Origin of the sequence: Chlorobium sp. (assembly GCF_049593655.1) — a bacterium.
Lineage (GTDB): Bacteria > Bacteroidota > Chlorobiia > Chlorobiales > Chlorobiaceae > Chlorobium.
The window spans coordinates 1-9,797 of record NZ_JBAWHG010000010.1; the positions used below are offsets into that span (position 1 = coordinate 1).

Sequence of the window (9,797 nt, forward strand, 5' to 3'; positions counted from 1 at the left end):
TCCGTTCCTCTGCCAAGCCCCGTAAGGGGCGCGGGTATCAAACGTCAGTGCTTGAAATGCCTCATCCCCGTAAACACCATGGCCAGGTTGTTTGCATCGGCGGCCTCGATCACCTCGTTGTCCCTGATGGAACCGCCCGGCTGGATCACCGCGGTCACACCGGCCTCGGCTGCGGCAAGCAGGCCGTCGGCGAACGGGAAAAACGCGTCTGAAGCCACAACCGAACCGTTCAGGTCCAAACTGACCTCCGAGGCCTTCCAGCGTGCGATCTTCGATGAATCGACCCGCGACATCTGCCCTGCACCCACACCGTAGGTCTGTCGGTTCTTCACATACAGAATGGTGTTCGATTTGATATGCTTGCAGATCTTCCAGGCGAACATCAGGTTGGAAAGCTCCTCTTCGGTAGGCTGCCGTCTGGTAACCACCTTCAGATCCTCGACGGCAACGATCCTGGCATCGCGCTCCTGCACCAGCATGCCGAAAGGAGTTGACTTGAACTCCCATCCGCCTTTCGGAAGCGGCTGTTTCTGCAGCACAAGACGACGATCCTTCTTCTTCATCAGAAGATCGAGTACGCCCTCCCCGAAAGCGGGAGCGATAAGGATTTCGGTGAATATCTCGTTGACCGCCATGGCAGTATCCATGTCGAGAGGACGATTGAAGGCGATGATGCCGCCGAACGGAGCCTGCGTGTCGGTCGAGAAGGCCCTGCGGTAGGCCTCCACGAGTGTCGGTGCCTGCGCAACACCGCAAGGGTTGGTGTGTTTGACGATCACCACCGAAGGATCCTCTCCCCGGAACTCTTCGATAAGGGATGTTGCCGCGGCGATATCGAGCATGTTGTTGTACGACAGCTCCTTGCCGTGCAGCTTGTCGAAACAGGCGCCGAACGAGCGGCGGCCATCGCTGCCGGTCATTGTATAGAACCCTGCATTCTGGTGCGGGTTCTCGCCATAACGCATGTCAAGCTCTTTTTCAAGAGAAACCGACATCCTTTCGGCAGCACCTTCGGCCTTCACGCCCTCGGCGCCGACAAGATAAGCCGCAATGGCCGTATCGTAACGGGAAGTAAGTTCGAATACCTTGCGGGCAAGCATAAGACGGGTTGCACGTTTCGTGGCGCCTCCGCTCCCGCGCATCTCATCGAGAACCTGCGCATAATCCGCGCTGTCAGTCAGCACGGTCACCGACTCGTTGTTCTTCGCCGCACTGCGGAGCATGGATGGACCACCGATATCGATATTCTCGATAGCGTCCTCGAAGGTAACGTCCGGCTTTGCTACGGTAGCCTCGAAAGGATAGAGATTCACGACCACCATGTCGATGAATCCGATGCCGTTTTCAACGGCCTGTTTCACATGGTCTGCGTTCTCGCGCACGGCAAGCAGGCCGCCGTGGATTTTCGGGTGCAGCGTCTTCACTCTGCCGTCCATGATCTCCGGAAATCCGGTGATGGTTGAAATGGAGGCCGCTGAAATTCCGGCATCCTGAAGCGCTTTCAGGGTTCCGCCCGTGGAAAAAATCTCAATGCCGAACCGGGAAAGCTCCCGGCAGAAATCCACAATACCGGTTTTATCGGATACAGATACCAGCGCCCGCTTGATGACAGGATCAGACATGTGCGAAAAGTTTATTTTTATCGTTGAACCGCAGATTCTACAGCCGGAATCTAAGAAAAAATCCCCAATTATCTGAAGCGCTCAGGCTGTTCGGGCGACCCTGCACGCATCCGGTCGCCGCTCCCCGTCGCAGCCGACGTATCGGAAAAAGCCCGGTGCAGCCGCAATGGCCGCTGCCCTGCCGGATCGGCAGTGGAAATTGTGCAGTCTCCATGCCTTACAAGGGGCTCATCGCTTGGTTATTCAATCCAGGATGCCGAAATTCCTGTAAGGCGACCCGCATAGCTGAAGAAAAAATCAATAACCCGTTGAACTTATATGAACCAGTCCCCTCACAATCCGCCAAAACTCAAGGAGTTTCCATCGGGCAAACTCGGTTCGAGGATAGTTCACGACATCGACAGCAACCCGTTTCCCATCATCTATGTGGATCTGACGCACCGCTGCAACTACAACTGCAACTACTGCTACAACCCGGTCAGAACATTTCCCGATATGTCCCTGGATTATTTCAGGGAGGTTTGCCTGCGTCTGCCGGAGCGCGTTGCGTTCAGGTTCATGGGCGGTGAGCCGACACTGCATCCGCAGTTTTTCGAGTTCATCACCACGGCAAACGAGCACCGCCACATGGTCTCTTTCGTCTCGAACGGAGCCATGTTCGCCGATTACGCCTTCGCGCAGGCGTTGAAAGAGACCGGCGTTCCGGTCATCGCCACCATATCGATGAACGGAGGCACAAATAACGCATGGTACCGGTTCATCGACAACGGCGATGTGGCCGAAGAAAAAATACAGGCGCTGAAGAACCTCAACGACGCGGGAATCGGCCGCATAGCCATTACCGCCATTATTGTCCGCGGTCTCAACGAAGGTGTCGTGCCGGAGCTGATGGAGCTGGCAGCGGGCTATCAGGGCGTCAGATATGTCCATTACCGGTCTGTCGGCAAAGTTGGCCGGTACGTCGATACGGAGCCTTACTCGCTCGAGGAGATGAAACAGCTTGTGGACGGATACATTCCTCCCGACGAAAATTTTGAACGCAGAATACGTTTCGACGGGCTGGATACGACACCGGGAAACCGCTGTTCCGGCTGTATGGGCTGTTTTGAATACAAGCACAATCAGAAAATCGAGATATGCCTTATCGATTTCGCCAAACCCGACACCTTCACCTGCTGGAAACGGGGAAAGCTTATCGAAGAGACGTTTCAGGTCGAAACGTTTTTTGAAAACATGGTTCAGTTCTCGTCGTATCTCGAAAACAGGTATCCCGAATACAATCTCAAGCTTGAAGCCGGAAGCTTTTAACGCGCAGGTTAACGGTTCGAGCCGGAGAGGCCCGCTATGAACAAATCCGAAACTGAGACGACATGGGGGCTGGAAGGCAACCCGCTTGTGCTGAAAGGATTCGGCTTCGGCAGTCGGCAGCCGGTTATCGTGGTCTCCCTCAGAGGTGCCGCGCTTTCCGGCAAACAGCTTGAGGAGCTTTCAGCACTGTTGAACCAAAGTCCGCCGGAACCGAAAAACGACCTGCCTCCCTCAGGCGAAGACGGATCGGAGAAGGCCTTCAGAACCTCTTTGCAGTGGCTCCTGGCCACCGTGCAGGAGATACAGAGGATTGCCGGGCAACCGGTTTACGAATGCGGCCGCATCCTTTCCATCGACCGGGAGCATTCAAGAGTAGTCCTTCCCGTGGCTCCACTCAGTGAAAAACCGCTCCTGGATCTGCTGCGCATCCTGCTGGAACTGATGGACTGCCAGGTTCAGGCAAATAACCCCCATAAACACCTGAAAAGAGTTCTCCAGATCATCAGCAACCTGGAGAAAATCAATCCCCGGCCTTCCAACATCAGGTTTTTCATTCAGGCCGCCATTGCGATGGGCATACCGATTCAGGAACTGGCCGGCCATGTATTGCAATACGGACAGGGAAAACGCGCTCGCCTGATGCTCAGCTCCTTCTCCGACGCAACGCCCGTTATCGCCACAACGCTTGCCAGAAACAAGCTCTTCACGGCGGAGATACTCAGGCAGGCCGGCATTCCGGTGCCGGACAACAGGCAGGCGCACACTCTCGACAATGCCCTGGCCATTGCCCGGCAGCTTGGCTATCCCGTAGTGGTGAAACCCGCGGATCTGGACGGCGGAGTGGGCGTGGCTGCAGGACTGCGGAACCCGGAGGAGTTGACCGCTGCATTCAAAGGCGCTCTTGAAAAATCCAGAAACATTCTCGTCGAAAAACATGTCGAAGGCCGCGACTACCGCGTAACGGTTTTTCAGGGCGAAGTCGTTTCTGCCGCCGAACGCATACCGGGAGGCGTGACGGGCAACGGCCGGCACACGGTACGTGAGCTGGTGGAGACGCTCAATGCGAATCCGCTTCGCGGAACAGGACGGCTCGCGCAACTGAAGCACCTCTGGCTTGACACCGAAGCCGTCGACCTGCTGAAACAAGCCGGCCTGGCGCCCTCCTCCATACCAGAGGACGGCCGTTTCGTGCGGCTGCGCCGGGCGGCCAATCTGGCCTCCGGAGGAGTCCCTGAAGGAGTTCTCGACAAGATCCACCCCGATAACAGACGCCTTGCAGAGCGGGCCGCGGAAGTACTGCGGCTGGATATCGCCGGCGTCGATCTGCTGCTGCCGGACATCAGCCGGTCGTGGAGGGAAACCGGCGGAGTCGTCTGCGAGGTCAATGCGAAGCCGAATCTGGGGGGACAGACTCTGGGGGGAACACTGTACGCCCGTATCCTCGGCAAGCTGGTAACCGGCAGCGGACGGATTCCGGCTGCCGTGGTTTTGGGCTCCGCGCAATCAGGTACGCTGGTGCGCGATCTCGAAACGCGGCTGCTGCAGAAGGGAGCGGTTCCCGGATGCCACGATGCGTCAGGAGTAAGGGTGAACGGAGAGATAATTCGGGACGGCGATCTCGATCCCTTCTCTGCGGGAAAAATGCTGACCCTGGACAGAACTGCGGATGCGATGGTGCTGAGCGTGGACGACGGCCGCGTGCTCTCGACAGGGCTGCCCTTTGCGAGGTTCGACCTGCTGGTGCTGGCAGGAAAGCCTGATCCTGCAATGCCGATGCGCGAGCTGCTGGAGATCCTGCTCCCCTGCTGCGACGGAAAAATTTTCATCATCGAAGGTGCGGCATGGGAAACCGACAGCCTCAGGCATCTGACGACTGCCCTGTGGGAACCGGAGGCTTCGCCCGATAAGGCCATGGAACTCGTCACCGCCGCCATGCTTGCCGATATCCCTCAGGTATGATGCATCAGGCATTTTTCCGGAGACCGAACATCCCTTGGCTGAATCACCCCTTCCCTGTAAAAAAATTCCCCGGGCGGAAAATGGGGGTGTTGATTGCCGAAATACGGCTTACAGAAGCACCTTCAGCTTTCGTCCGCCGGTTACGGCAAACCCTTCACGTTCATAGAATTTCGGGTGCCGCTGCCTGAATCATGAATGTCATGTTCGTATAACAGTTTATCGGAGAGAAAACTTCCGCTGCAGAAAGGCGGGAATCTCTTCCCTCCTGACCGTCAGTTCCAAAGACCTGCCTTCGGAAACGGATTTGAAGCGGTTGCCGACAAGTACCTCTTTACCTGAGGGCGTCTGCAGCACAACCATGAGCGAGCGCACGAAAATCGAATCCGGATGGGTCGAGTTCAGATAGTTTGCCGGCTGAAAATCCACCCATTCCTGCGGGGAAAGATTGAACTCGTAGAGATTTTTCCAGGAACCATCATCGAGCGACTGCAGGAGATACTCCCCTTCCGGGCTCTTCGAGAGCCTGAAGGTGTCGAAATCCTGCCTGACCCCGCCGTCGAGGTCGCTTATGTCGAGCGGCTCGCGTATGCCGTAACTGCCGAAACCCAGATCGCAGAGCCATTGCCCGCCATCTATCGCTGCGACCACCGCCATATGCGTTTTCGGACGCCGGACAGGGTAAGTCATCGGGCGGGCGGCCACGAACCGGTACGGGATGCCCAGCGCATCGAGCGCCATGGCGAACAGTCCGTTCACCTCGTAGCAGTACCCGCCCCGACGCTGATCGACGATTTTCGCGTAAATCTCTTCGGGTACGAGCGAGACGACCTTTCCCCTCTGCACATCAAGATTTTCGAACGGCACCGTAAAGAGCTGGGAGCGCATCATGCCCTTCAGTGTGGCAAAGTCCGCAGCAGCCTTTCCCCTGAAACCTATCCGGGAAAAATATGCCTCGATGTTGAAGTTCGTTGCTTGCATGAGTCTAACAATCAGGGTTCCGCGGACCACGCCGCAGCGGGTTTCTGTGCCCACACCCACGCGATGAAATCGGTCATGGGCGGCTCGATGCCGAGTTCCCGCAGCCGTGCGTTCACCTGTCCCCGGTGGTAGGCCGTGTGCGCAAAGACCTGAACGAGCGTCTCGCCGAGCGTGGGGTTCTGCACCTCGAACCCGAGCTTCTCCCCCACCATCCGCGCCCAAGGCAGCTCGACAGGAGCTTCGAGCGCGTCGGCGGCGAGCGAATCGTGGTACGAAGCGAAACTCCGGTGCACGTTTTTCGTGAACCGCTCCAGAGCCTCCATATCGAGCACGCGGGTCTCTTCGGGGTCTGTCTGCCGGCATTCGAGAACGTCGAGAAACACCTTCTGCACCAGATGGCTGTGGCGCATCCGGAAGAGGATCGATTCGTCCAGACCGGCTTCCGGCTTGTTCCGGATCGCGGCAAACACCACTGCGTCGGCCCACTCGGTATAGCGAGCGAAATCCCTGAACAGTGCAAGAATATCCATGAAGACTTCCCTCCGGTTTACGGTTTCAGCAAAGATACGATTTCAGTGAACGAATCGACGACAAACGTTGGACCGAGAAGACGAAGTTCATCGGCGGTGTTGTTGCCCCAGGTCACGGCGCAGGTGTCGGCGGCAGCGCGCTGCCCCATCTCGATATCGTACACCGTATCGCCCACCACCATGCACTCACCAGGGGCTACGCCAAGGGTACCGAGCACGAGATTCACCATATCTGGAGCCGGCTTCTTTTGTGCCACGTCCTGCTCCCCGGCAACGAAGGAAAAATACCCGAGAATACCGAGATGGCGCATCATGGCGAGCAGTGCCGCCTTCCCCTTGCTGGAAGCAATCGCCAGCAGCACATCCCGGCTCTGCAGCAGCTCCAGGGTTTCCTTCACCCCCGGAAACAGTCGGGTCGAAGCGAAGGATACCTCATCGTAGTAGCGCCTGTACAGGGGAATCGCTTCGGCGGCCTTTTCGGCGCCAAGACCGAGCGCAGCCTCGAGTGTCAGCTGCAGGGGCAGGCCTATACCCCGCTTCACCGCCGGCCAGTCCACTTCAGGGAGAGCATAGTCTCTGGCCACGAGATCCATGGCGCACCGGATGCCCGCTTCCGTATCGGCCAGCGTCCCGTCGAAATCGAACACCACAAGCCTGTATGTCATGCAATCACCTCCGGGCGACGCTGCTCCGCGGAATGCCGGCACCGGCAGGCGGCTCTTCGGCTCAAGGGCAGAAAACAGGGAATTTTACGAACTATCATATTTTAGCTGAAAGCAGCGCTTTCCTCTTTGCATCCATGGAAACACCAGCACTCTGATGGTTGGCCGTTGAAGCAATGTAAGAAACGCTGCAATGAAAATCGGAATTCTCGGGGCGGCAGGACTTGCCGGAAGGACGCTTGCCCGGCAGATTGCTGCAAAAAAACAGGAGAAGCCATGCTTCCTCGGGAGAAACAGGGCCTGGCTCGAATTGCTTCGTAAAAAGCTGCTGCCTGAAGCCGAATCGCTCCCTGAGATTGCCGTCATCGACCTGATGAAACAGGGATGCCTCGAAAGGGCCTTCGAAAAAATCGATATTCTCGTGATTGCGATCAGTTCCGCCGAACACCTTCCCGCAGTGGTCCGCGCGGCTCTGGACACGAAAACCGACTGTCCGGACATCCTGCCTGCTGTGCAGCGACGCGAAACGGAACGTCCTTGCATCCATACGCTCCACGTTCGAGGAACCGGGACTCTGCCACATCACCGATGGAGACTATCATCCCTGCGCGATGGCCCGCTGGGCCGCCGGGCGGAAACCCTGTGCCCCGGTCCGCGTTCCGTGATCAATGTCTGAAATACATACCCGGAAAATGAACCTCCTGAGCGTACCCGCTGTTATACATCGAAGGAATGAAACATCTCTCGACACATCATAACTGCACGCTCATGAACTGGAAACAGCTTCTCCGCCAACAGCTCGAAGACGCCTTCAGGGTGGCTGAACGGCTTGTCAGGCTTCTCGACGAAAAGGACCTTCCGTGGAAACCCTCCGAGGAAAACAACTGGATGACGACGGGGCAGCTTCTCCTGCATCTGGGTAGATCGTGCGGCATGCCGATGAAAGGGTTCGCCACGGGAGAGTGGGATATGCCCGACCACAGCGCCGTGAACGAAAAGAAAACGGAAAAGAAAATGCCTCCTCCCGCCGGGCAACTTCATGCGGTCGGTTCCATCGACGAAGCCCTGAGGCTTCTCGCTCTGGACAAGGCTCTCGCGCTCGATACACTCAGCAATTGCAGCGAGGAAGATCTCGAATCAAAACCCGCGCCTGCACCCTGGGACCCGGCACGCGTGAACCTCGGCATGCGCATGCTGCAGATGATCGATCATCTGAACCAGCACAAGGCTCAGCTCTTTTATTACCTCAAAATGCAGGGCAAGCCGGTCAACACCTTCGATCTTTACGGCAAATAGCACAGACTGTCCTGACATGCACACGTTACGGTATTGAGGGTCTTTCATCGCCATCATCCTCTTTATCAATGCCTGTAACGTAACAGAAGCGCCCGTAACCGGAAAGGTTATCGACGTTTCGGACGGGGACACCGTAACGCTCCTCGTCGAAGGCCGGGAGGAGAAAGTTCGGCTCTTCGGCATAGACTGCCCGGAGCTGCACCAGGCTTTCGGCCGGAAGCAATCGCCAGCAGGACATCCCGGCTCTGCAGCAGCTTCAGGGCTTCCTTCACTCCCGGAAACAGTCGGGTCGAAGCAAAGGATACCTCATCGCAGCAGCGCCTCTACCGGGGAATCGCTTCGGCGGCTTCGGCGTTAAGACCGAGCGCAACTTCGAACGCCAGCTGCAAGGGAAGGCCTATACCCCGCTTCCGTATCGGCCAGCGTCCCCTCGAAATCGAACATCACAAGCCGGTACTTCACACGGCTGTCTCCTTGCCCGACCCGCATCGACGGGAAAAAGAAACTATGCCGGAATATCCTATTTTGCCTGAAAGAGCGGAGCGGGAAAACCCGCGGAGCTGCAAAGGCCTCACCTCTGGCAACAATCAGACATCCACTCCCTGATGAACGACTGGATCACATTGATAAACAAGGTCAAGGCTATCAGCCAGATTGGAAAAGCATACACCAAAGATCCCTTCGACCTTGAGCGGTACGATGCCTTGTCCAGACTGTCGAATGAGATGTATGCGAAACTGTCGGACGCACCGCCGGATCTGGTTGAAAACTTTTTCATTCCCGACAGAGGGTATGCGACGGCAAAAGTGGATTTGAGGGCGGGCATCGTCAGGGAAAACAGCATTCTTCTGGTAAAAGAACGAAGAGATGGCAAATGGTCCTTGCCGGGCGGCTGGTCGGATGTCGGGGAGAGTCCCGTCGAAGGCGTTACGAGAGAGGTTCGGGAAGAAACCGGCTATACCGTGGGCGTTCGGCAACTTGTCTCCATCAGGGACCAGAGCCTGGGCGGTTACAGCCCGAGATACCCGGTGCACGTCTACAAGCTGTTTTTCCTGTGCGAGATTCTGGACGGCGAGGCACGCGACAACGTCGAAATATCGGAAATCGCTTTTTTCCCCTTCGACTCGTTACCGGAACTGTCAACCGGAACGACGCTGCACCGGGATATCCTCGACATCCGGGAGTATCGCTGCAACCCCGGAAAACAGCCGGTCTGCGATTAGCGGATCGAGTTCCCGCAGACTCTGCTGCGCTGTTCGCTCTGCTGTAAAACGGCCCCAATATCACGAAACGGAGCCTTGAGCGGCAGCAAAAAAAAACGGCGCATTCAGGAGCGAGGAACAACCTTCACAGCGTATGGGGGACGCTTACCGATACAATACCCTAAGTCTTCGGTATGTTCCGGCCTCTTTTTCAGCAAATCCCGCAGGGATGCGATATCG

Annotated in this window: 10 protein-coding genes; 5 read left to right on the top strand and 5 right to left on the bottom strand. The window is 57.0% G+C overall.

All coding sequences use genetic code 11. The features are described from left to right. Positions 1-44: 44 nt before the first annotated feature. On the bottom strand, positions 45-1,622 hold the full coding sequence (purH, locus tag WBP50_RS01110; protein ID WP_423931218.1) for a bifunctional phosphoribosylaminoimidazolecarboxamide formyltransferase/IMP cyclohydrolase: 1,578 nt from the start codon (positions 1,620-1,622) through the stop codon (positions 45-47). Between the two features lie 318 nt (positions 1,623-1,940). Between purH and WBP50_RS01115 the strand changes: the two genes are divergently transcribed. Both WBP50_RS01115 and WBP50_RS01120 read left to right on the top strand, forming a co-directional pair. Then, the gene (locus WBP50_RS01115) at positions 1,941-2,930 is read left to right on the top strand and encodes a radical SAM protein (RefSeq protein WP_423931219.1); all 990 of its coding nucleotides are present in this window, start codon (positions 1,941-1,943) and stop codon (positions 2,928-2,930) included. A gap of 36 nt (positions 2,931-2,966) precedes the next feature. Then, positions 2,967-4,889, top strand: coding sequence for an acetate--CoA ligase family protein (locus tag WBP50_RS01120; RefSeq protein ID WP_423931220.1), 1,923 nt, complete (start codon positions 2,967-2,969; stop codon positions 4,887-4,889). Between the two features lie 216 nt (positions 4,890-5,105). Here WBP50_RS01120 and WBP50_RS01125 read toward each other — a convergent pair whose 3' ends face one another. Genes WBP50_RS01125 through WBP50_RS01135 form a run of 3 tightly spaced genes read right to left on the bottom strand, consistent with a single transcriptional unit; the run spans position 5,106 to position 7,062 of the window. After that, positions 5,106-5,867, bottom strand: a complete 762-nt coding sequence (locus tag WBP50_RS01125; RefSeq protein ID WP_423931221.1) for an arylamine N-acetyltransferase family protein — start codon at positions 5,865-5,867, stop codon at positions 5,106-5,108. 11 nt (positions 5,868-5,878) lie between these two features. Continuing rightward, on the bottom strand, positions 5,879-6,397 hold the full coding sequence (locus WBP50_RS01130; protein ID WP_423931222.1) for a DinB family protein: 519 nt from the start codon (positions 6,395-6,397) through the stop codon (positions 5,879-5,881). A gap of 17 nt (positions 6,398-6,414) precedes the next feature. Continuing rightward, the gene (locus WBP50_RS01135) at positions 6,415-7,062 is read right to left on the bottom strand and encodes an HAD family hydrolase (RefSeq protein ID WP_423931223.1); all 648 of its coding nucleotides are present in this window, start codon (positions 7,060-7,062) and stop codon (positions 6,415-6,417) included. Between the two features lie 190 nt (positions 7,063-7,252). On the opposite strand from WBP50_RS01135, the gene WBP50_RS01140 reads away from it, so the two are divergent. Both WBP50_RS01140 and WBP50_RS01145 read left to right on the top strand, forming a co-directional pair. Beyond that, on the top strand, positions 7,253-7,735 hold the full coding sequence (locus WBP50_RS01140) for a hypothetical protein (RefSeq protein ID WP_423931224.1): 483 nt from the start codon (positions 7,253-7,255) through the stop codon (positions 7,733-7,735). 56 nt (positions 7,736-7,791) lie between these two features. Next, on the top strand, positions 7,792-8,355 hold the full coding sequence (locus tag WBP50_RS01145) for a DinB family protein (RefSeq protein WP_423931225.1): 564 nt from the start codon (positions 7,792-7,794) through the stop codon (positions 8,353-8,355). A gap of 25 nt (positions 8,356-8,380) precedes the next feature. Here the strand turns inward: WBP50_RS01145 and WBP50_RS01150 are convergent, their stop codons facing one another. Next, positions 8,381-8,593 (bottom strand): hypothetical protein, encoded by a 213-nt coding sequence (locus tag WBP50_RS01150; protein ID WP_423931226.1) that lies wholly within the window; start codon positions 8,591-8,593, stop codon positions 8,381-8,383. A gap of 367 nt (positions 8,594-8,960) precedes the next feature. On the opposite strand from WBP50_RS01150, the gene WBP50_RS01155 reads away from it, so the two are divergent. Beyond that, a complete protein-coding gene (locus WBP50_RS01155) occupies positions 8,961-9,578 on the top strand; it encodes an NUDIX hydrolase (RefSeq protein ID WP_423931227.1) in 618 nt (205 codons plus the stop codon). Positions 9,579-9,797: the final 219 nt, after the last annotated feature.